Genomic DNA, 20713 nt, shown 5'->3' on the forward strand with positions numbered 1-20713 from the left:
CGTGAAGAGTCTGTTCTTGTCGGTAATCGTGCCTGATCAGAGCGGTAAAGCCGGTCCGGGGTCCTCGGCGGCGGGATTTGTTTTGTGTACGATCAAAACGCTGCGGGACGGCCCCCGTGCTCCCATCCGACAGCTCCCGTCCCACCCGAGGAAGATCATGAAGTTCACCGACGGCTTCTGGCTCATCCGCGAGGGCGTACAGATCTCGTACGCCACCGAAGTGCGCGACGTGCGTACTGAATCGAAGCGCTTCACCACCCATGCCGCCGTGAAGAAGGTGACACGGAGAGGGGACACGCTCAACGCGCCGCTCCTCACGGTCGAATGCTTCTCACCCACCGAGGGCATCATCGGCGTCCGCGTCACCCACCACGCCGGCAAGCGCCGGCCGGGCCCCGACTTCGCCCTCACCGCCGCGGCGGACGGCGTCGGTACGGTGCGCCAGGACGGCACCGTCACCGAGCTGACCAGCGGCCCGCTGACCCTCCGCCTGGACCGCGAGGGCCCCTGGGGCCTCACCTTCCACGACGCCGACGGACGCGAACTGACCCGTGCCGATGCCAAGAGCACGGCCTTCGCCACCACAGGCGACGGCGCCCACCACATGCTGAGCCGGCTCTCCCTCGGCGTGGGCGAGCAGATCTACGGCCTCGGGGAGCGCTTCACCCCGTTCATCAAGAACGGCCAGGTCGTCGACATGTGGCAGGCCGACGGCGGCACCAGCAGCGAACAGGCCTACAAGAACATCCCGTTCTACCTCTCCTCACGGGGCTACGGCGTCTTCGTCAACCACCCCGGCGCCGTCTCCTACGAGGTCGGCTCCGAGTCCGTCGGGCAGGTGCAGTTCAGCGTCGAGGACCAGACGCTGGAGTACTACGTCGTCGCCGGCCCGACCCCCAAGGACGTCCTCACCCGCTACACGGCCCTCACGGGCCGCCCCGCCCTGCCGCCCGCCTGGTCCTTCGGCCTCTGGCTCACCACGTCCTTCACCACCTCGTACGACGAGCACACGGTGACGTCGTTCGTCGACGGCATGGCCGAGCGGGGCATCCCGCTGACCGTCTTCCACTTCGACTGCTTCTGGATGCGGGAGTACCAGTGGTGCGACTTCCGGTGGGACCCGGACGTCTTCCCCGACCCGGACGGCATGCTGGCCCGGCTCAAGGCCAAAGGCCTGAGGATCAGCGTCTGGATCAACCCCTACATCGCCCAGAAGTCCCCCCTCTTCGACGAGGCCGCCGCCCTCGGCCACCTGGTGCGGCGCCCGAACGGCGACGTCTGGCAGTGGGACCTGTGGCAGGCCGGCATGGGCCTCGTCGACTTCACCAGCCCAGCGGCCCGCGACTGGTACGCCGGGAAGCTCAAGCCGCTGCTCGACCAGGGCGTGGACTGCTTCAAGACCGACTTCGGCGAACGCGTCCCCACCGACGTCGCCTGGCACGACGGCTCCGACCCGGAGCGGATGCACAACTACTACACCCACCTGTTCAACCGCACCGTCTTCGAACTCCTCGAGAAGGAGCGCGGGCAGGGCGAGGCCGTCCTCTTCGCCCGCTCCGCGACCGCGGGCGGCCAGCAGTACCCCGTCCACTGGGGCGGCGACTGCTGGTCGTCCTTCGAGGCGATGGCCGAGTCGCTCCGGGGCGGCCTGTCCCTGTCCCTGAGCGGTTTCGGCTTCTGGAGCCACGACATCGGCGGCTTCGAGGGCACCCCCGACGAGACGGTCTTCAAGCGCTGGCTGGCCTTCGGCCTGCTCTCCTCGCACAGCCGGCTGCACGGCTCCTCGTCGTACCGGGTGCCGTGGGAGTTCGGCGAGGAGGCGGTCGACGTCGCCCGCCGCTTCACCCTCCTCAAGCACCGCCTGATGCCCTACCTGTACGGCGTCGCCGCCGAGGCCCATCGTACCGGCGTGCCCATGATGCGGCCGATGGTCCTGGAGTACCCGAACGATCCGGGCTGCCGGACGCTGGACCGCCAGTACATGCTCGGCCGCGACCTCCTGGTCGCCCCGGTCTTCGCCGAGGACGGCGAGGTCGAGGTCTACCTCCCCGAGGGCACCTGGACCCACCTCCTGACCGGCGAGCGCGTCACCGGCCCCGCCTGGCGCACCGAACGGCACGGATACGACAGCCTGCCGCTGTACGTCCGTGAGGGCGCCGTGCTTCCGCTGGCCGCCGACGACAGCCGCCCCGACGGCGACTGGCTGGACGCCCCGACCCTGCTGGTCCACCCGCCCGCCGGGCCCGACTACACGGCTGAGGTCACCGTGCCCGACCTGCTGGGCACACCGGCGGCGACCTTCCGGGTGCGGCGGGAGGGAGACGTCCTGCGGGTCACCGCGAGCGGAACCGACCGTCCCTTCACCGCGCGGGTCGCGGGCGGGGCGAGTGCGGAGGGCACCGGTGAGGTGACGGTTCCCCTGCGGTGAGCCGTCGGGTCAGCGAGTGAGGGCGCCCAGCGCGGTGAGGAGGCGGTCCACGTCGCCCGCGTCGGTGTACGGCGCGAGTCCCACGCGCACGGCGCCCTCGTCGCCCAGGCCCAGCCGGCGCGAGGCCTCCAGGGCGTAGAAGGAACCGGCGGGCGCGTCGATCCCTCGCTCGGCGAGCTGCCGGTACACCTCGGCGGGGCGCAGGCCCGCCACGGTGAACAGCAGGGTCGGCGTGCGCCGGGAGGCCCTCGAGTGGACGGTGATCCCGCCGAGGTCCGCCAGACCCCGCTCGATCCGCTCGCGCAGCGGTTCCTCGTGGGCTTCGAGCGCCGCGAAGGAGGCCACCAGCCGGTCCCGGCGGCTGCCGCGCGCATCCGGTTCCAGAGCCGCCAGGAAGTCGACCGCGGCGCGGGCCCCGGCGAGCAACTCGTACGGCAGTGTGCCCAGCTCGAAGCGCTCCGGGACGGCGTCACTGGAGGGCAGCAGCTTGTCCGGCCGCAGGCCTTCCAGGAACTCGGGCCGCGCCGCCAGTACCCCCAGGTGCGGACCGAGGAACTTGTACGGCGAGCACACCAGCGTGTCCGCGCCCAGCGCCGCGAGGTCCACCGCGGCGTGCGAGGCGTAGTGCACCGCGTCGACGTGCAGCAGCGCGCCGACACCGTGCGCGAGCCGGGCGACGGCAGGCAGGTCGGGCACGGTGCCGATCAGGTTGGACGCGGCGGTCACCGCGACCAGCCGGGTGCGCGGGGAGAGCACCGCCTCGATGTGCTCGGCGAGCAGCTCTCCGGTGGCCGGGTCGAAGTCGGCCCACCGCACGCTCGCGCCGACCGCCTCGGCCGCCTGCACCCAGGGCCGGATGTTGGAGTCGTGGTCGAGACGGGTGACGACCACCTCGTCGTCCGGCCCCCACGTTCTGGCGAGCGTCCGGGACAGATCGTAGACGAGCTGGGTGGCGCTGCGGCCGAACACGATGCCGCGCGGGTCGGCGCCCAGTAGGTCGGCCAGCGCGCACCGGGCCTGCGCGACGATGTCGTCCGCGTTGCGCTCGCCCTCGGTCGTGCGGCCCCGGTTGGCCAGCGGGTTGGCCAGCGCCTCGGCGACGGCGTCGATGACGGGCTGCGGGGTCTGCGTGCCGCCGGGGGCGTCGAAGCGGGCGGTGCCGGACTTCAGGGCGGGTATCCGCGCGCGGATGGCGTCGACGTCCAGGGCCATGTGTACTCCAACCGAAGGCGGGGTGGTCCCGGTTCATGATCGCAGCAGGGAGCAGATCGGGAAAGACGGCACAGGGCAAGTGGTCAGGAGTCCGCGGCGTGCGCCGGCTGCTTCTCGCGCCCACCGGGATGACGGTGCCGCCAGATCCAGAACACCGCGCAGGACAACAGCGCCCATCCGCCCAGCACCAGGAACGGGAAGAGGTGCTGATGCCCCTGGAAGTACACCGCCGTGTGCTGGGCGTTGACCGAGGCGCCGGGCGGCAGCCACTGGCCGATCGCCCCCAGCGGGGAGGGCAGCAGGGGCCAGGACACCGCGCCTCCGGACGAGGGATTGCCCAGGAGCACCATCAGGCCCCAGGTCGGCAGCATCGCCCAGCGTCCGAACAGGGTGTTGAACATGGTGAAGACCATGCCGGACGCGAACATGGTGAGAGCCAGGATCATCCACGACTCGACGAAGGGCAGGTCGAGCGCGTCCAGCAGCCAGTCCACCGTCGCGGCGATGGCGAACCCGCCGAGCAGCGCGTAGGCGGCGGTGAAGAGGATGCGTTCGAACGGGGTCAGGGACCGCGCGTGCACGCTCAGCTGCATCGCCCCGACGAAGCCGATGATGACGGCGGCCAGTGAGACGTAGAAGATCGCCAGGCCGCGCGGGTCACCTTCCTGCAGGGGATTGATGTCCCGCACGGTGACCTGGACGCCGGTCTCCCTTCCCACAGCCGGCGCCGTGTCGGCCAGCACTTGGGCGACCGAGGCGCCCGACGCGCTGGACAGGCTGAGCACGGCCGTCCGTCCGTCGTCACGGATCTCGAAGAGCCCGAAGACCTCCTGGTCCTCGATCGCCTCGTGCGCCTCGGCGCCGCTGTCGTAGGGGCGCATCCTCACCGAGGCGTTCAGTGCCGTCTCCAGACCGTCCAGGAAGTCCCGGCCGCGCGCCTCCTCGTACGAGCCCACCACCGCCGTGGGGATCGAGTGCGGTGTCGGGTCCGCCATCGAGTAGGTGTACGAACCCGCGAAGAGGCCCGCGGCGGCCGCGAGGATCAGCACCAGCACGGTGGCCGGCCAGAACGGCGACTGCCGGAACGTGGACCACCGCTGCCCGCGCGTCGGAGGCTGGGCATGGGCGCCGTGGGACATGTGGGCCATGGGCCGGACGTTTCCACAGAAGGGGCGAAAGGGCATCAGAAGGGCCCTCGCCCGGGGGTGTACGGAGGGTGACGGCGGTCCCCGACGGGGCCGCCGGCGTCGCGCGGAACGGGCTCAGGCGTGCACCGGAGGCTGTCCACCAGGTGCTCGGCCACGAACCACGCCCGGAGTTCGTCGGTGCGCACGACATCGGAGACGAGGATGTCGTTGGTGCCGTCGTCGCCCATCTCTTGGGTGCGGGCGGCCGCGTCGTGGCAGTCGGCCAGGATCAGCTCGTGCGCCTCCAGCAGCCGTGACAGCGTCGCCGGTACTCCTCGACACCGTCCGGCGGGCCCGCCGACGCCGGGGGGTTGTCCGGACATTCGCCTTCCGCTTAGGGTCTGCCGCAGGGCCAGCAGTGCAAGCGCTTTCTAGCGGCGCGCGTGCCCGTCGTGCGCCGGCGTCCGAGGAGGACCGCATGTCCCCACGTCCCGCCCGCCGCCGCGTCGCCGTGGTCGGTACCGGTGCCATCGTCACCGGCAGCCACCTGCCCGCCCTCAGAGCCCACGCCGACCGCACGGAACTGGTCGCCGCCGTGGACGTGGACCCGGCACGGCTCGACGCCTTCCGCGCGGAGGCCGGCGCGGACGTCGCCGGATACACGTCGACGGGTGACATGCTGGACGCCGTACGCCCAGACCTCGTCCTGATCGGCACGCCGCCGTCCCTGCACCGGGAGCAGACGGTGGCCGCGCTCAAGGCGGGCGCCTGGGTGCTGTGCGAGAAGCCGCTGTGCCTCTCCCTCGCCGAGTACGACGACATCGCGGCGGCCGAGGAGGCGTCGGGGGCGTACGCGTCCGTCGTCTTCCAGCACCGGTACGGCTCGGGTGCCGCGCACGCCCGTCACCTGCTCGCGAGCGGCGAGCTGGGCGCCCCGCTGGTCGCCCACTGCCAGACCACCTGGCACCGCGACGCCGCCTACTACGCCGTCCCCTGGCGCGGACGCTGGTCCACCGAGGGCGGCGGCCCGACCATGGGCCACGGCATCCACCAGTACGACCTGCTGCTGCACCTGCTCGGCCCCTGGTCCGAAGTGCGGGCCATGGCCTCGCGCCTGGTCCACGACACCGAGAGCGAGGACGTCTCCACCGCCCTGGTGCGGTTCGAGAACGGCGCTCTCGCCACCGTCGTCAACAGCGTCCTGTCCCCGGACGAGGTCAGCCGCGTCCGCGTCGACTGCGCCGACGCCACGGTCGAGCTGACCCACATGTACGGGCACCGCAACGACGACTGGACCTACACCCCGGCCCGCCACGTCGCCCCCGAGCGCGCCGCCGCCTGGCGCACCCCGGCGGCGGACGTGCCCAGCTCGCACACCGCCCAGCTCGGCGCCGTGCTGGACGCCTGGGACGCGGGCGCGAGGCCACCCGGCAGCGGTCCGGACGCCCGCGCCACACTGGAGTTCGCCGCCGCCCTCTACAAGGCGGCGTTCACCGGACGGCCGGTCCTCGCGGGCGAGATCGCGTCCGGCGACCCCTTCCACACCGCCATGCACGGCGGCCACCCCGACTGGGCCCCCGAGGAGCGCGCATGAGCAACCTGACGGTCACCCACACCCACGGCGACCACATCGCCGTCACCGCCGCCGGCGGCACCGAGATCCTCCGCTACGTCTACCGTCCCGACCCGGACGCCTTCGAGTCCCGCAAGCCCTACGCCCACCCGGTGCGGACCCTCGCCGGACGCACGGTGACCGGCTACCGTCCCAGCGACCACCGCTGGCACAAGGGCCTGCAGATGACGGCCAGTCACCTCTCCGGCCAGAACTTCTGGGGCGGCAACTCCTACGTGCACGGCGAGGGTTACCTGCCGCTGCCCGAACGCGTCGGCTCGATGCGGCACGACGGCTTCCCCCACTTCACGGTCGAGGACGACCGGCTCGCGCTCACCGAGCACCTCACCTGGGTCGAGAACGGCGGCGCCGAGTGGGCCCGCGAGGAGCGCGGCCTGACCCTCCACTCGGTCGACGAGGAGGCCGGCGCCTGGACCCTTGACTGGTCGATCCGCCTCACCAACACCCGCGCCGAACCGCTGGCGTTCGGTTCCCCGACCACCGCGGGCCGGGAGTTGGCCGGGTACACGGGCCTCCAGTGGCGCGGCCCCCGCGACTCCACCGGCGGCACCGCCTTCGCCCCGGACACCGACGCGGACGCCGGGAAGCTGATGGGCGCCCAGGGCCCCTGGCTCGCCTTCACCACCGAGCACGACGACGTCGACGCCCACTCCACGCTCGTCTTCGCCCACGCGCCCGAGAACCTCGACGAGACGCGGGCGATCCACCCCTCGCACTGGTTCGTGCGCGCCGAGCCCATCCCGACCGTGGCGTTCTCCTGGGCGTTCTTCGAGGAGTTCGAACTGCCCCCGGGCGAGTCCTTCGCCTACCGCTACCGCATCGTGGTCGCCGACGGCGCCTGGGACCGGGACCGGGTCGGAACGTACCTGGAAGGACTGCCGTGGTGAGCGGTTTCGAGGCCGGGCTGCCCCACCCCCTGCCCGGCGCCGTCGGCCTCTCCCACCTGAGCGCCTACGACTGGGAGGCGGCCGACGGCGTATGCGGCGGCAGCCCGCACCTGCACCTGGTCTGCACCGAGGCGTACGTCGTCACCGGCGGACGCGGCGCGGTGCAGACGCTGAGCCCCGACGGCTACCGGGACATCCCGTTGGAGCCCGGCTCGGTCGCCTGGTTCACGCCGGGGACCGTGCACCGCATGGTGCAGGGCGGCGGCCTGCGCATCACCGTGCTGATGCAGAACAGCGGCCTTCCCGAAGCCGGGGACGCCGTCTTCACCTTCCCGCCCGAGGTACTGGCCGACCCGGAGGCGTACGCCGCGGCGGCCACGCTCCCGCCGGGCGCCGGACCGGAGACGGAGGCGGCGGCGCGGCGCCGCAGGGACCTCGCCGTCGAGGGCTACCTGGTGCTGCGCGAGGCGCTGGCCGCCGGGGACGCCGGGCCCTACCGGGAGTTCCAGCGTGCCGCCGCCCGCCTGGTGCGAAACAAGGTGCCCGGCTGGCGCGAGCTGTGGCGGACCGGCGCGTTGGCCGCCGCCGAGCGCACCGGCGCCCAGCTCGACGCGCTCGCCGACGGCGACCCGGCGTACCTCGCCGGCGCCACCGCGTACGAGACGGCACCCACCAGGCTCGGCGGCTACGGCATGTGCGGTCGCCGGGACGAGTACGCGCTGCCGGGGACGACGCTGCCGTACCGGGGGGAGTAGCACACACCGGAAGGCAGGGGAGGCAAGCAACCGACCGAGGAGAGGAAGAGGTGACCTCGGCATGCCCGGACACCGGACGAAAACATTCCGGACGTCGGCCGCGGCGCTCGCCCTGTGCGCGCTGCTGGCCGGCTGCTCAGGCTCGGCCGAGTCGGCCGACGGCGGCAAGGTCGTGCTGCGCTACACGTGGTGGGGCAACCCCGACCGCGCCGAACGCACGGAGCGGGCCGTCGCCCTGTTCGAGGAACGCCACCCGGACATTGAGGTGCGCACCTCGTTCTCCGGCTACGACGCCTACAAGCAGAAGCTCGCCACCCAGGCCGCGGGCGGCGACGCCCCCGACGTGATGCAGCTCGACTACCGCCAGATCGACCAGTACGCCTCCGGCGGCGTCCTGCTCGACCTCGCTCAGCAGCGGGACGCCCTGCGCACCTCGGCCATCGACCCGGGGCTGCTCGCCACCGGCCGGGTGGACGGTACCCAGTACGCCGTCCCGCAGGGCCGTGGCACCGAGACGGTCGTCTACGACGTCGCCGCGTGGAAGGCCTCCGGGGTGCCGCTGCCGCGCGAGGGCTGGAGCTGGGACGAGTGGGCCGACGCCATGCGCGCACTGGCCCGGAAGACCGGCCGGCCCGGCTCCGTCGACCCGGGCCAGAGCGAGGACGCCTTCGAGGTGTGGCTGCGCGGACAGGGCAAGTCCCTCTACACCGGGGACGGCGGGCTGGGCTTCACGGTCGACGACCTGACCCGCTGGTGGACCTTCACCGACGTCCTGCGCCGCGAGGGCGCCGTGTCGCCCGCCGAGCAGACCACCCAGCTCGACGGCTCCGTCGAGAACACCCCGCTCGGGCGCGGCACGGCCGTCTCCGACTTCAACTGGGACGCCCCGGCCAGTGGTTACGCCGCGCTGATCGAGGGCGGCGTCGCGCTCGGCCCGATGCCGTCCGGCGCGGACGGTACACCCGGCCAGTACTTCAAGCCGTCGATGTTCCTCGGAGTCTCCGCCGACTCCCCGCACGCCGACGCGGCGGCCAGGCTGGTGGACTTCATGATCAACGATGCCCTGGCGGGCGACATCCTCGGCGCCACCCGGGGCATCCCCGTCAACGAGACCGTCCGCAAGCGGACCGAGCCCCTCCTGACCGGCTTCGACCGCACGATCGCCGACTTCCAGGACTCCCTGGAAGGCGCGCTCGAGGACCCGCCGCAGGCACCGCCCTCGGGGGACAACGCCCTGCAGACCACGTTCGCACGGGACTACGACCAGGTCTCCTACGAGCGCATGTCGCCGCGCGAGGCGGCGGAGGACTACGTCACCGAGGCGAAGGCGGAGCTGAGGTCATGACCACCACCGACGTCCCCGCGGCCCCCGACCGCCGGGCCCGCACACCGGGCGGCGCCACCGAGCGCCGTCCCCGCCGACGGCGCGAGGGCGCCGCCTGGGTGTTCCTGTCGCCCTGGGTGCTCGGCGCGACCGTCCTCACGTTGCTGCCCATGGCGGTCTCCCTGTACCTGTCCTTCACCGACTACAACCTCTTCGACCCGCCGCGCTGGGTGGGCCTGCGCAACTACACCCAGATGTTCACCGAGGACCCGCGCTACTGGCGCTCGGTCCGCACGACCCTGCTCTACGTAGCCCTCGCCGTGCCGCTGCAACTCGCGCTCGCCCTCCTCGTCGCCCTCGCGCTGAAGTCCGTCAAGCGCGGCAAGGGCTTCTACCGCTCCGCCTTCTACGCTCCCTCGCTGCTGGGCGCGTCGATGTCCATCGCCCTGGTCTGGCGGGCGGTCTTCAACGACGGCGGCACGGTGGACAACCTGCTCGGCACCGGCGGCTGGGTGAACCGTCCCGGCTGGTCCCTGCTGGCCGTCGCGCTGCTGACGGTCTGGCAGTTCGGCGCGCCCATGGTCATCTTCCTGGCCGGCCTCCAGCAGATCCCACCCGAGCTGTACGAGGCGGCGGCCGTGGACGGCGCCGGCAAGTGGCGGCAGTTCGTGTCCGTCACGCTGCCGATGCTGTCACCGGTGCTCTTCTTCAACCTCGTGCTCCAGACCATCCAGGCCTTCCAGGTCTTCACCCCCGCCTTCGCCGTCAGCGCGGGCAAGGGCGGCCCCGCCGACTCCACCCTCGTCTACACCCTCTACCTCTACGACCGCGGCTTCGTCGCCTCCCACATGGGCTACGCCTCCGCCATGGCCTGGGTGCTGCTGCTCGCCATCGGCGCCGTCACGGCGGTGCTGTTCCGCACGTCGCGCTCCTGGGTCTTCTACGCCTCCGAGGGGGACCGATGACCTCGCTCACCGTCGCTCGCAAGCCCGTCCGGTGGCGCCGGGTCGCCCTGCACGCAGGCTGTCTGGCCGCCCTGCTGGTCATGCTGTACCCGCTGGCCTGGCTGCTGGCCACCTCGCTCAAGCCCGCCGACGAGGTCATCGCGAGCCTGAACCTGCTGCCCAGCCGTCTGGAGTGGTCCAACTACTCCACCGCCCTGGAGGGCGTCAACGACGTGTCGGTGTGGCGGCTGCTCGGCAACTCGCTGCTGATCGCGGGTGGCGCGGTCCTCGGCAACGTCCTCAGCTGTTCCCTCGCCGCCTACGCCTTCGCACGCCTCAGGTTCCGGCTGCGCGGCCCGCTGTTCGCGTTCATGATCGCGACGATCATGCTGCCGCACCACGCGGTGCTGATCCCGCAGTACATCGTCTTCAACCAGCTCGGCCTGGTGAACACCTACTGGCCGCTGATCCTGCCCAAGTTCCTCGCCACGGAGGCGTTCTTCGTCTTCCTCATCGTGCAGTTCATGCGGGGACTGCCGCGCGAGCTGGAGGAGGCGGCCCGCATCGACGGCTGCGGCCCCTTCCGCAGCTTCTTCAGCGTCGTGCTGCCGCTGACCCGGCCGGCCCTCATCACCACGGCCATCTTCACCTTCATCTGGACCTGGAACGACTTCTTCACCCAGCTCATCTACCTCTTCGACCCGGACAAGTTCACGCTGACGCTCGCCCTGCGGTCGTTCGTGGACGCCTCCAGCACCTCGGCATTCGGGCCGATGTTCGCCATGTCGGTGATCGCGCTGCTGCCGATCGTGCTGTTCTTCCTCGCCTTCCAGCGGTTCCTGGTGGAGGGCATGGCCAGCTCCGGACTCAAGGGGTGAGCGGCGTGAACGGCACGCGTACGCGGGAGCCCGGCGAGGTCTTCGGCCCGCGGATGACCCTGTTCGCCGACGTGCTGGGCGTCGGCCTCGCCACCGCCCTGTCCTGCCTCCCCCTGCTGACCGCGCCCGCCGCGCTGTCCACGGCGTGCGCGGTGCTGCGGGGGGCGGGGGAGGACCGGCCCGCCGGTGCCGGGCCGTACTTCGCGCTGCTGCGGCGGCGGTTGCGGGCCGGCGACCTGGCGGCGGGGACTGCCCTCCTGGCCGGTCTGCTGCTGTTCGCCGCCGACCTGGCGCTCGCGGGGGCCGGTCTGCCCGGTGCGCGGCTCTTCGCGGGAACGGCGGCCGTGATCGGCGCGGGCGCCGCACTGGTGGGACTGCGGGCCTGCGCCCGCCCCGAGTCGCTCTTCGACTGGCCGGCCGCCGTGCGGGCCGCCGCCGGTGACTCCGTACGGGACGCGGGCGGCAGCGCCCTGGTGCTGCTCGCGGTGGGGACGGCGGCGCTGTGCGCCTGGATGCTGGTGCCGCTGGCGTTCCTGGCCCCCGGGCCGCTGGCGTTGGCGCTCACGGCGGTCGACGTGCGTCGCACACACGGGAGTTGAGGGCCGGGCGGCACGGCATCGGCGGGTGTTCACCCACCGATTCCTTGCCGGACCGAAGAGTTAAGGGATCATTGGGGCGGCGGAAGTGTGAAGGGGCGGTCGGAATGCGCATCATCTTGGCATGAACCTGCGGCCCGAGGGGCGGGTCGCAGCCTCATGGAGGTGTGGAATGCACCGCAGACTCGCCACCGGACTCGCCGCCTCGGCCATGGCCGTGACCACCGTCTTCGCCACCGCCGCGACCGCCGACGCCGCTCCCGCCGACAAGTCGCAGGTACTCGCGAGCTGGACGCAGACCAGCGCGTCGAGCTACAACGCCTGGGCCGCCGCGCGGGCGAACCAATCCGCCTGGGCCGCCTACGGGTTCGACTGGACCACCGACTACTGCTCCTCCTCGCCGGACAACCCGTTCGGCTTCCCCTTCAGCAACTCCTGCGCGCGACACGACTTCGGCTACCGCAACTACAAGGACGCCGGCACGTTCAGCGCCAACAAGTCCCGTCTCGACAGCGCCTTCCACGAGGACCTCAAGCGAGTCTGCGCCCGGTACACGGGCGCCACGAAGACCGCCTGCAACAGCACGGCGTGGACGTACTACCAGGCCGTGAAGGCCTTCGGCTGACGAGGCCGCCACATGCGCGCACGGTACGGTGCCCGCGGCGGGGAGTAGACCGACCGCAGGTCCGGCACCGGGGAGGCCGCCGCTGCCGCCAGCGCGGCGGCCGCCCCCGCGATGCCCAGGACGGCGCCCGCGGCGACATCACCGGGGTAGTGCACACCGGTGTGGACCCGGGAGTAGCCGACCGCGCCCGCCAGCACGCCGAGCGGCACGGCCGCCCCGGGCAGGACCACGCCGACCGCCGTGGCGAACGCGACCGCGGAGGCGGTGTGCCCGGACGGGAACGACGCCGACGCCGGCATCGGCACGTACCGGTCGACCGTCACCCGCGCCGCCTCACGGTCCGGCCGGGCCCTGCGTACGAGACGCTTGCCCAGCAGGTTGGAGGCGGCCGACGTCATGGCGACCGCTCCGAGCCCGACCAGGGCGGCCCGTCGCGGCCGGGCGCCGGCCGTCGCGAGCGCGGCGGCGATCGAGAGTGAGATCTTCGAGTGGTCGGCCGCGTGCGACAGCCGGCGCAGCGCACGGTCCAGCGTCGGCGTGGACGTGGCGGCCACCGCCGCGTACAGCGCCCCGTCCACGGCACGCAGATCACCGAGTACGGCGTCGAGGGCCCGGCCGCGGGAACGGCCCGGCGCCGGGGCCGGCGCGAGCGGGCCGCTGGTGTCCCCGTCGGCGTTGGTCGGTTCGGTCATGGGCTCCTGCTCCGCGGGGCGATGGGGGGGGCCGGGCGGCGCCGAAGGCGCCGGGTCCGTCGGCGTACCAGCCTGTTCCGTCCCCGCGCGCACGGCGCGTCGGCGGCGCCCGTACGGGGGACGGCGCGGCCTTCGTGCCGCAGGACCTCGCGGACCCTTGCGGGCGGTCGTCCGGCGGCGCTCACGGTCCTCCGTGTCCCGCCAGGTGAGGAAGGAGGGGCACGCAGGCCGTCGGCCGGCCCGGGTGAGCCGACCGACGGCTGGGCGTGGGGACGGTCAGCTCGCGGCCTCGAAACCGCGCAGCCGCAGTGAGTTGCCCACGACGAACACCGACGAGAAGGCCATGGCCGCTCCGGCGATCATCGGGTTGAGGAGGCCGGCCGCGGCCAGCGGCAGGGCGGCGACGTTGTAGGCGAAGGCCCAGAAGAGGTTGGACTTGATGGTGCCCAGGGTCTTGCGGGCCAGCCGGATCGCGTCGGCGGCGGCGCGCAGGTCACCGCGGACCAGGGTCAGGTCGCCGGCCTCGATGGCGGCGTCGGTGCCGGTGCCCATGGCCAGTCCCAGGTCGGCCTGGGCCAGGGCGGCGGCGTCGTTGACCCCGTCGCCGACCATCGCCACCGAACGGCCCTCGGCCTGGAGGCGCTTGACGACGTCGACCTTGTCCTCGGGCATGACCTCGGCGACGACGTGCTCGGGAGCGATGCCGACCTCGGCGGCCACCGCCTCGGCGACGGCCCTGTTGTCGCCGGTGAGCAGCATCGGGGTCAGGCCCAGGGCGCGCAGCCGGCCGATGGCTTCGGCGCTGGTGTCCTTGACCGCGTCGGCGACCTCCAGGACAGCTCTGGCCTCGCCGTCCCAGGCGACGGCGATCGCCGTCCGGCCCGCGGCCTCGGCACCGGCCTCGGCCCGCGCCAGTGGGGCGGGCAGCTCCATGGCCCACTCGGCGAGGAGCTTCTCGCGGCCCACCAGGACGGCGTGGCCGTCGACGACGCCCTGCACACCGAGCCCCGGTACGTTGGCGAAGTCCTCGGGAGTGGGCAGCGCGCTCAGCTTCTGCAGCGCTCCGTCGGCGACCGCGCGGGCGATCGGGTGCTCGGACGCGTGCTCCAGGGCGCCGGCCAGCCGAAGTACCTCGGTCTCCTCGGTGCCGTCGGCGGTGTGCACGGCGAGCAGCGTCATGCGGCCGGTGGTGACGGTGCCGGTCTTGTCCAGGACGATGGTGTCGACCTCGCGGGTGGACTCCAGCACCTCGGGGCCCTTGATGAGGATGCCGAGCTGGGCGCCGCGCCCGGTGCCGACCATCAGCGCGGTCGGCGTGGCCAGGCCCAGGGCGCAGGGGCAGGCGATGATCAGGACCGCTACGGCGGCTGTGAACGCGGCGGTCATTCCGGCGCCGTTGCCGATCCAGAAGCCGAGGGTGGCCAGCGCGAGGGCGATGACGACGGGGACGAACACACCGGAGACGCGGTCGGCGAGACGCTGCGCGGCGGCCTTGCCGTTCTGCGCGTCCTCCACCAGCTTCGCCATCCGCGCGAGCTGCGTGTCACCGCCGACCCGGGTGGCCTCGACGAGCAGCCGCCCGCCCGCGTTGACGGTCGCACCGGTGACCACGTCGCCCACGCCGACCTCGGCCGGCACCGACTCACCGGTGAGCATCGACGCGTCGATCGCCGAAGTGCCCTCGATCACCGTGCCGTCGGTCGCGATCTTCTCGCCCGGGCGGACCAGGAAACGGTCCCCGACCCTCAGTTCACCGACCGGGGTCAGCTCCTCGCGGCCGTCCCGCAGCACCGTGACGTCCTTGGCGCCGAGCTCCAGCAGCGCCTTCAGTGCGGCCCCCGCCCTGCGCTTGGAGCGGGCCTCGAAGTAGCGGCCGGCCAGGATGAAGGCGGTCACGCCGGCGGCGGCCTCCAGGTAGATGTTCCCGGCACCGTCAGCGCGGGCGATGGTCAGTTCGAAGGGGTGCGTCATGCCGGGGGTGCCGGCGGTGCCGAAGAAGAGCGCCCACAGTGACCACAGGAACGCCGCCGACGTGCCCACCGAGATCAGTGTGTCCATGGTGGCCGCACCGTGCCGGGCGTTGGTGACGGCGGCCTTGTGGAAGGGCCAGGCGGCGTAGGTCACGACGGGCGCCGCCAGCGTCAGCGACAACCACTGCCAGTACTCGAACTGCAACGCCGGCACCATCGCCATCGCGATGACCGGGACGGCCAGCACCACGGCGGTGACCAGCCGTTCCCTCAGCGGCCGCAGCTCGTCGTCGGCCCCCTCGCTCTCCGGCCCGGGCGTGGGATCGGCGCGCACCGGCTCGGGCTCGCGGGCCGTGTAACCGGTCGCCTCGACGGTGGCGATCAGCGCCGGTACGGACACACCATCGCCGTAACTGACCTTGGCCTTCTCCGTCGCGTAGTTGACCGTGGCGGTGACCCCGTCCATCCGGTTGAGCTTCTTCTCGATCCGGGCTGCACACGAGGCGCAGGTCATGCCGCCGATGGTGAGTTCTACCTCGGCCGGTGCGCCGGTCGTACTGGTGGTCATGGCTGCTCCTGACGCGGATCCCGATGCCGATACCTGCCGGGGGTATCGCTGCCGAGGTCATGTATACCCCTGGGGGGTACCGAAAGCAAGCGCCGCGATCTCTTGACTAGGTACCCCCTAGGGGTATTGTGAAGTGCATGAAGAGGTCTCCCGCGATCCGGAGGCCCCGGGATTCGAGGAGCGACCCACCATGCACACCGGACTGAGGATCACCGCGTTCGCCGCCGCGCTGGCCGCCGCCTTCGGCACCGCGTACGGCGTCGGCAGCATGGCCGAACCGATCGTCGCCGAGAGCGCGCCCGCGCCGCACGACGAGCACCGCCGGCCCTCGCCCGAACCCGACGCAGGACACGGCGCCACGCCGGCCGGCGGGCTGCAGATCTCCGACAAGGGCTACACCCTGGACCTCGCCACCCCGCGCGTCACCGCCGGTCAGCGGGCCGAGCTGCGCTTCACCGTCCGGGACGCGAGCGGCGACGCCGTCACGTCCTACCGGCGCGAACACGACAAGGAACTGCACCTCATCGTGGCCTCACGCGACCTGGTCACCTACCGCCACCTGCACCCAACCCGCGCCGCCGACGGCACCTGGAGCACCCCCGTCGACCTGCCCAGCGCCGGCGGCTACCGCGTCTTCGCCGACTTCACCCCGGCGGCGAAGGGCGCGGAGAACCTCACCCTCGGCGCCGACCTCGCCGCCTCCGGGCGCTACGAGCCCGCGCGCCTCCCGGCCCCGGACAGCGCGGTCACGACCGACGGCTACCGGGTCGAACTCGCCGGCTCCCTGCGGCCGGGCAAGGCGGGAGAGCTCAAGCTGAAGGTCTCCCGCGACGGCGAACCCGTCACCGACCTCCAGCCCTACCTCGGTGCCTACGGCCATCTGGTCGCCCTGCGCTCCGGCGACCTCGCCTACCTCCACGTCCACCCGAACGGAGAACCGGGCGACGGCGCGACCAGGCCCGGCCCGGAGATCTCCTTCACGGCCACCGCGCCCAGCGCCGGCACCTACCGCCTCTTCCTGGACTTCCGGCACCAGGGCGAGGTCCACACCGCGGCGTTCACCGTTCGGGTCGGATCGGCACCGGACGCGGGGGACCGGGACCCGGCCCCGGACGCCACCACGGAACACTCCGACGGCCACGGGCACTGACGGCCGACATCCCCGCGGGAACTCGTCGGCCTCTCAGGCCAGGACGACCCGTACCCCGGCCTCCTCGAAACGCCGCACCAGGTCCGGGTCGGCCGCCCCGTCCGTGACCAGCGTGTCCACCGATTCGGTCGCGCAGATCCGGGCGAACGCCCGCCGTCCCAGTTTGCTGGAGTCGGCGGCGACGACCACGCGCTCGGCGCGCTCGCACAGGAGCCGGTTGATCGCGGCCTCCGCCTCGTCGTGGGCCGCGGCGCCGTGCGCGACGTCGAAGGCGACGACGCCCAGCACCGCCACGTCCACCGTCACCTGCCCCAGCACCCCGTCCGCGAGCGGCCCGATCAGCTCGTACGACTGCGCCCGGGCCACCCCGCCCGTGACCACGATCTTGAACTGCGGCCGGACGGCCAGTTCGTTGGCGATGTTGAGCGCGTTGGTGACCACGGTCAGCGCCGGCGTCCCCGAAGCCAGGTCGGCCCGCACGGCCAAGGCGCGCGCCACCTCGGTCGTGGTCGTGCCCCCGGTCAGCCCCACCGCCTCGCCCGGCGCCACCAGGCCCGCGACCGCCTGCGCGACGCGCTGCTTCTGTGACGCGTGACGGGCCGTCTTGTAGCGCAGCGGCAGCTCGTACGACACCCCGTGCACGACCGCGCCGCCGCGGGTGCGCACCAGCATCTGCTGCTCGGCGAGCCGGTCGAAGTCACGGCGGATCGTCGCGGCCGAGACCTCCAGCTCCGCCGCCGCCTCCTCGACGTCCAGCCGGCCGCGCTCGACGAGCAGCTCCAGCAGCGCCTTCCAGCGGGCGTCGCGCGACATCCGCGCCTCCGTTCCTCGATCTCCCGCCGACCCTAGCGCACCGCACTCTTCCTCGAGTTGCTTGATTATGCTCGAAAGATGGCTATACCTTGCAGGAACAATCAGGTCGCTCAGTGATCGGGGAGTGTGCGTCATGACGTACGTCGAGGACGAGCTCAACAGCCAGCCCGAGTGCTGGACACGCGCCGCCGCCGAGGCGGCACGGCACGCGGCGGTGCTCCCGACGGCGGGGGAGCGGGTGGCGATCGTCGGCTGCGGAACCTCGTACTTCATGGCCCAGTCGGCCGCGGCGCTGCGCGAGGAGGCCGGCCGGGGCGAGACCGACGCGTTCGCCGCCTCCGAGTTCCCGCGGGGCCGCGCGTACGACCGCGTCGTCGCCCTCACCCGCTCCGGCACCACCACCGAAGTACTGGAACTGCTCGCCGGGTTGAAGGGCCGCACCCGCACGGTCGCGCTCACGGCCGACCCGGGGACGCCCGTCATGACCGCCGCCGACGAAGTGGTCGTGCTGGACTTCGCCGACGAACGCTCCGTCGTGCAGACCCGGTTCGCCACCACCGCCCTGACCCTGCTCCGCGCCCACCTGGGCCTGCACACCGACGCGGTCGTCGCCGACGCCCGCGCCGCGCTCGCGGCCGACCTGCCCGAAGGGCTCGTCGAGCGCACCCAGTTCACCTTCCTCGGCCGGGGCTGGACCGTCGGACTGGCCAACGAGGCCGGCCTGAAGATGCGCGAGGCCTCCCTGTCCTGGACCGAGGCATACCCGGCCATGGAGTACCGACACGGACCCATCAGCATCAGCACCGCGGGCACGGCCACCTGGATGTTCGGCGAAGCCCCCGACGGACTCGCCGACCAGGTCCGGGACACCGGCGCGACATGGGTGTCCGGCGACCTCGACCCGCTCGCCGAACTGGTCCGCGCCCAGCGCCTGGCCGTCGCCGTCGCCGCCGCCCGCGGCCTCGACCCGGACCGCCCCCGTCACCTCACCCGCTCGGTGATCCTCGCTCCCTGACGCCCGCCCCGACACCCGCGCTCCGGCGCCCGGGAAAGAGAGAGACCGTGCCCCTCGCCACGACCGGCGACCTGGTGGCCCGCGCCGCAGCCGCGCGCTCCGCCGTCGCCGCCTTCAACGTCATCACCCTGGAGCACGTCGAGGCCGTCATAGCGGGCGCCGAGTCCGTGCGCACGCCCGTCGTCCTCCAGGTCAGCGAGAACGCCGTCAAGTACCGCTACGGCCGCCTGCTGCCGCTGGCCCGCGCGGCCGTCGCCGCCGCCGAGGGAGCCGCCGTGCCCGTCGCCCTGCACCTCGACCACGTCCGGAGCGACGGCCTGCTGCGCCAGGCCCAGGACGCCGGATTCAGCTCCGTGATGTACGACGCCTCACGGCTGCCGTACGCGGAGAACCTCGCGGCGACCCGGGCCGCCGCCGACTGGGCGCACGCCCGGGGGCTGTGGATCGAGGCGGAGTTGGGGGAGGTCGGCGGCAAGAACGGCGCACCGCCGCTCGACGCCCACGCGCCCGGCGCCCGCACCGACCCCACCGAGGCGCGCGCCTTCGTCGCCGACTCCGGTGTGGACGCCCTGGCCGTCGCCGTCGGCAGCTCACACGCCATGACCACCCGCACCGCCACCCTCGACCACGACCTGCTCAAGGAGCTGTCCGGCGCGCTGGACGTGCCGCTCGTGCTGCACGGTTCGTCCGGCGTACCGGACGGTGAACTCACCGCCGCCGTCGCGGGCGGCATCTCCAAAGTCAACGTCGGCACCGCGCTCAACCTCGCCATGACCGGTGCGATCCGTGAGTACCTGGCCGCCCGTCCCGAGGCGGCCGACTCCCGCGGCTACCTCACCGCCGGACGCGAGGCCATGGTGCGCACGGTGGCGACACTCGTCGGGGTGGTCGCCCGGGCTACTTCCTGACCGCCCTCAGCACCACGAACTTCGGGTCGCTCGCGACCAGTTCACTGTTGCCGAACAGCCGCCGCAGTGCGACGTGGTAGCCCAGGTGCCGGTTGCCGACCACCCACAGCTCACCGCCGGGTCGCAGCACGCGCCGCGCCCCGCTGAACATCCGCCGCGCGGTGGCATCCGTCGTCGCCTGGTGGGAGTGGAAGGGCGGGTTGTTCAGCACCAGGTCGACACTGCCGTCCGGCACCCCGGCCAGCCCGTCGCCGACCCGGAACTCGGCCCTCCCCGCCGCCCCGCTCGCCTCGTACGTGGCCTCCGCGGAAGCCACGGCCTGGAAGGACTCGTCGGTGAACAGCACCTCGGCGTCCGGGTCGGCCAGCGCCACCGCCGTACCGACCACGCCGTTGCCGCAGCCCAGGTCCACCACTCGCCGGAAGCCACCGCCGTCCGGCAGGTGCCCGAGGAAGAACCGGGTGCCGATGTCGAGCCGGTCGGCGCAGAAGACACCGGCGTGATTGACGACGGTCCGTCCGGAAACGGGACCGAGGCCGTCGGGGAGCCGGTAGCGCAGCGGCCAGGGATTGGCGGGCCGCTGCAGCGAGAGGTCCGGTGTCGAGAAGATGAGCCGGGCCTTCTTCACGGCCAGCGAGGTACGGGTCGGTCCGACGATCCGCTCGAACAGCCGCAGCGTCGAGGTGTGAATCTCCTTCACCATCCCGGTGCCGACCACGACCGTGCCCTCGTGCAGGGCCGGCGCCAGCCGCAGCAGCTGGTCCTCCAGGAGCGCCAGGCTCTTGGACACCCGCACCAGCAGCACGTCGATCCGCTCCGGCGGCGGATCCTGCGTGGTGAGCAGGCGCACGGAGCCCGGCTCGACGCCCGCCCGCTCCAGGTTGGCGCGGGTCGCCTCCCGGGCGAGGTGGGAGTCGGTGATCTGAACGGGACGGTGCGCGGCCAGCGCCGTCACCAGGGCGCCCCAGCGGTCGCCGACGACCACGACCGTGCCGGACAGCGGGACCTCCCGCTCCGCGAGGTGACCGAGCAGGTACGCGTCGGAGGCGTCCCAGGCCCGGAGCCGGTCGCGCGGGTCCTCGGGGAAGCGGGTGAGCACGTGCTCGCCCCAGGGGGTGGTCATACGGTCGGTGCGGTCGTTCATCGTGCGTCCCAGGCTAGCCGAGCCGCAGCTCACGCCGTGTCGGG

Annotated in this window: 19 protein-coding genes; 12 read left to right on the top strand and 7 right to left on the bottom strand. The window is 72.7% G+C overall.

All coding sequences use genetic code 11. The features are described 5' to 3' along the window. Nucleotides 1-157: 157 nt before the first annotated feature. A complete protein-coding gene (yicI, locus tag IE142_RS16330; RefSeq protein ID WP_191886444.1) occupies nt 158-2428 on the top strand; it encodes an alpha-xylosidase in 2271 nt (756 codons plus the stop codon). A gap of 9 nt (nt 2429-2437) precedes the next feature. On the opposite strand, the gene IE142_RS16335 is transcribed toward yicI, so the two are convergent. From IE142_RS16335 to IE142_RS38765, 3 genes are all read right to left on the bottom strand, one after another. Further along, a complete protein-coding gene (locus tag IE142_RS16335; RefSeq protein ID WP_191886445.1) occupies nt 2438-3640 on the bottom strand; it encodes a cysteine desulfurase-like protein in 1203 nt (400 codons plus the stop codon). A gap of 83 nt (nt 3641-3723) precedes the next feature. Continuing rightward, nucleotides 3724-4788, bottom strand: a complete 1065-nt coding sequence (locus IE142_RS16340) for an ABC-2 transporter permease (protein WP_191886446.1) — start codon at nt 4786-4788, stop codon at nt 3724-3726. 35 nt (nt 4789-4823) lie between these two features. Continuing rightward, nucleotides 4824-5150 (bottom strand): ferritin-like domain-containing protein, encoded by a 327-nt coding sequence (locus IE142_RS38765; protein WP_370466357.1) that lies wholly within the window; start codon nt 5148-5150, stop codon nt 4824-4826. Between the two features lie 95 nt (nt 5151-5245). Here IE142_RS38765 and IE142_RS16350 point away from each other — a divergent pair, with 95 nt between their 5' ends. The 8 genes from IE142_RS16350 (at nt 5246) to IE142_RS16385 (ending at nt 12409) form a co-directional block, all read left to right on the top strand. Then, a complete protein-coding gene (locus IE142_RS16350; RefSeq protein WP_191886447.1) occupies nt 5246-6361 on the top strand; it encodes a Gfo/Idh/MocA family protein in 1116 nt (371 codons plus the stop codon). After that, nucleotides 6358-7287 carry a DUF6807 domain-containing protein gene (locus IE142_RS16355; protein ID WP_191886448.1) on the top strand — a complete coding sequence of 310 codons (930 nt, stop codon included), beginning with the start codon at nt 6358-6360 and terminating at the stop codon, nt 7285-7287. Before IE142_RS16350 ends, IE142_RS16355 begins: the two co-directional genes overlap by 4 nt. Further along, nucleotides 7281-8042 carry a cupin domain-containing protein gene (locus IE142_RS16360; protein ID WP_191886449.1) on the top strand — a complete coding sequence of 254 codons (762 nt, stop codon included), beginning with the start codon at nt 7281-7283 and terminating at the stop codon, nt 8040-8042. Before IE142_RS16355 ends, IE142_RS16360 begins: the two co-directional genes overlap by 7 nt. Nucleotides 8043-8103: 61 nt before the next feature. Further along, a complete protein-coding gene (locus tag IE142_RS16365; RefSeq protein WP_191886450.1) occupies nt 8104-9387 on the top strand; it encodes an ABC transporter substrate-binding protein in 1284 nt (427 codons plus the stop codon). After that, nucleotides 9384-10331 (top strand): carbohydrate ABC transporter permease, encoded by a 948-nt coding sequence (locus IE142_RS16370; protein ID WP_191886451.1) that lies wholly within the window; start codon nt 9384-9386, stop codon nt 10329-10331. Before IE142_RS16365 ends, IE142_RS16370 begins: the two co-directional genes overlap by 4 nt. Then, nucleotides 10328-11188: a carbohydrate ABC transporter permease gene (locus IE142_RS16375; protein WP_043375829.1), complete on the top strand. Its 861-nt coding sequence runs from the start codon at nt 10328-10330 to the stop codon at nt 11186-11188. The genes IE142_RS16370 and IE142_RS16375 overlap by 4 nt, the downstream gene beginning before the upstream one ends. A 5-nt stretch (nt 11189-11193) precedes the next feature. Further along, nucleotides 11194-11787, top strand: a complete 594-nt coding sequence (locus tag IE142_RS16380; RefSeq protein ID WP_229830547.1) for a hypothetical protein — start codon at nt 11194-11196, stop codon at nt 11785-11787. A 169-nt stretch (nt 11788-11956) separates the two neighbouring features. Then, entirely contained in the window at nt 11957-12409 is a 453-nt protein-coding gene (locus tag IE142_RS16385; protein WP_191886452.1) for a phospholipase, read from the top strand. Here IE142_RS16385 and IE142_RS16390 read toward each other — a convergent pair. Both IE142_RS16390 and IE142_RS16395 read right to left on the bottom strand, forming a co-directional pair. Then, nucleotides 12382-13101, bottom strand: coding sequence for a phosphatase PAP2 family protein (locus tag IE142_RS16390; RefSeq protein ID WP_229830549.1), 720 nt, complete (start codon nt 13099-13101; stop codon nt 12382-12384). The two genes, IE142_RS16385 and IE142_RS16390, sit on opposite strands and share 28 nt — an antisense overlap. 276 nt (nt 13102-13377) lie before the next feature. After that, nucleotides 13378-15639: a heavy metal translocating P-type ATPase gene (locus tag IE142_RS16395; protein ID WP_191886453.1), complete on the bottom strand. Its 2262-nt coding sequence runs from the start codon at nt 15637-15639 to the stop codon at nt 13378-13380. A gap of 190 nt (nt 15640-15829) precedes the next feature. Here IE142_RS16395 and IE142_RS16400 point away from each other — a divergent pair, with 190 nt between their 5' ends. Then, on the top strand, nt 15830-16789 hold the full coding sequence (locus IE142_RS16400) for a DUF8832 domain-containing protein (protein WP_191886454.1): 960 nt from the start codon (nt 15830-15832) through the stop codon (nt 16787-16789). A gap of 33 nt (nt 16790-16822) precedes the next feature. Here IE142_RS16400 and IE142_RS16405 read toward each other — a convergent pair whose 3' ends face one another. Then, complete coding sequence (locus IE142_RS16405; RefSeq protein ID WP_191886455.1) at nt 16823-17602, bottom strand: DeoR/GlpR family DNA-binding transcription regulator; 780 nt, start codon at nt 17600-17602, stop codon at nt 16823-16825. A gap of 133 nt (nt 17603-17735) precedes the next feature. Here IE142_RS16405 and IE142_RS16410 point away from each other — a divergent pair, with 133 nt between their 5' ends. Together IE142_RS16410 and IE142_RS16415 are read left to right on the top strand one after the other, a co-directional pair. After that, a complete protein-coding gene (locus IE142_RS16410) occupies nt 17736-18617 on the top strand; it encodes an SIS domain-containing protein (RefSeq protein WP_191886456.1) in 882 nt (293 codons plus the stop codon). Between the two features lie 47 nt (nt 18618-18664). Beyond that, nucleotides 18665-19525, top strand: coding sequence for a class II fructose-bisphosphate aldolase (locus IE142_RS16415; protein ID WP_191886457.1), 861 nt, complete (start codon nt 18665-18667; stop codon nt 19523-19525). On the opposite strand, the gene IE142_RS16420 is transcribed toward IE142_RS16415, so the two are convergent. Further along, a complete protein-coding gene (locus IE142_RS16420; protein ID WP_191886490.1) occupies nt 19515-20648 on the bottom strand; it encodes a methyltransferase in 1134 nt (377 codons plus the stop codon). The genes IE142_RS16415 and IE142_RS16420 overlap by 11 nt on opposite strands. Between the last annotated feature and the right edge of the window lie 65 nt (nt 20649-20713).

The organism is Streptomyces mutabilis, assembly GCF_014649815.1.
Taxonomy (GTDB): domain Bacteria; phylum Actinomycetota; class Actinomycetes; order Streptomycetales; family Streptomycetaceae; genus Streptomyces; species Streptomyces mutabilis.

Coding starts and splice junctions, on each gene's coding strand:
- IE142_RS16420 (WP_191886490.1), bottom strand. CDS start 20,648: ATGACCACCCCCTGGGGCGAGCACGTGCTCACCCGCTTCCCCGAGGAC.
- IE142_RS16370 (WP_191886451.1), top strand. CDS start 9,384: ATGACCACCACCGACGTCCCCGCGGCCCCCGACCGCCGGGCCCGCACA.
- IE142_RS16350 (WP_191886447.1), top strand. CDS start 5,246: ATGTCCCCACGTCCCGCCCGCCGCCGCGTCGCCGTGGTCGGTACCGGT.
- IE142_RS16365 (WP_191886450.1), top strand. CDS start 8,104: ATGCCCGGACACCGGACGAAAACATTCCGGACGTCGGCCGCGGCGCTC.
- IE142_RS16335 (WP_191886445.1), bottom strand. CDS start 3,640: ATGGCCCTGGACGTCGACGCCATCCGCGCGCGGATACCCGCCCTGAAG.
- IE142_RS16400 (WP_191886454.1), top strand. CDS start 15,830: ATGCACACCGGACTGAGGATCACCGCGTTCGCCGCCGCGCTGGCCGCC.
- IE142_RS38765 (WP_370466357.1), bottom strand. CDS start 5,150: ATGTCCGGACAACCCCCCGGCGTCGGCGGGCCCGCCGGACGGTGTCGA.
- yicI (WP_191886444.1), top strand. CDS start 158: ATGAAGTTCACCGACGGCTTCTGGCTCATCCGCGAGGGCGTACAGATC.
- IE142_RS16410 (WP_191886456.1), top strand. CDS start 17,736: ATGACGTACGTCGAGGACGAGCTCAACAGCCAGCCCGAGTGCTGGACA.
- IE142_RS16405 (WP_191886455.1), bottom strand. CDS start 17,602: ATGTCGCGCGACGCCCGCTGGAAGGCGCTGCTGGAGCTGCTCGTCGAG.
- IE142_RS16340 (WP_191886446.1), bottom strand. CDS start 4,788: ATGGCCCACATGTCCCACGGCGCCCATGCCCAGCCTCCGACGCGCGGG.
- IE142_RS16385 (WP_191886452.1), top strand. CDS start 11,957: ATGCACCGCAGACTCGCCACCGGACTCGCCGCCTCGGCCATGGCCGTG.
- IE142_RS16375 (WP_043375829.1), top strand. CDS start 10,328: ATGACCTCGCTCACCGTCGCTCGCAAGCCCGTCCGGTGGCGCCGGGTC.
- IE142_RS16355 (WP_191886448.1), top strand. CDS start 6,358: ATGAGCAACCTGACGGTCACCCACACCCACGGCGACCACATCGCCGTC.
- IE142_RS16390 (WP_229830549.1), bottom strand. CDS start 13,101: ATGACCGAACCGACCAACGCCGACGGGGACACCAGCGGCCCGCTCGCG.
- IE142_RS16395 (WP_191886453.1), bottom strand. CDS start 15,639: ATGACCACCAGTACGACCGGCGCACCGGCCGAGGTAGAACTCACCATC.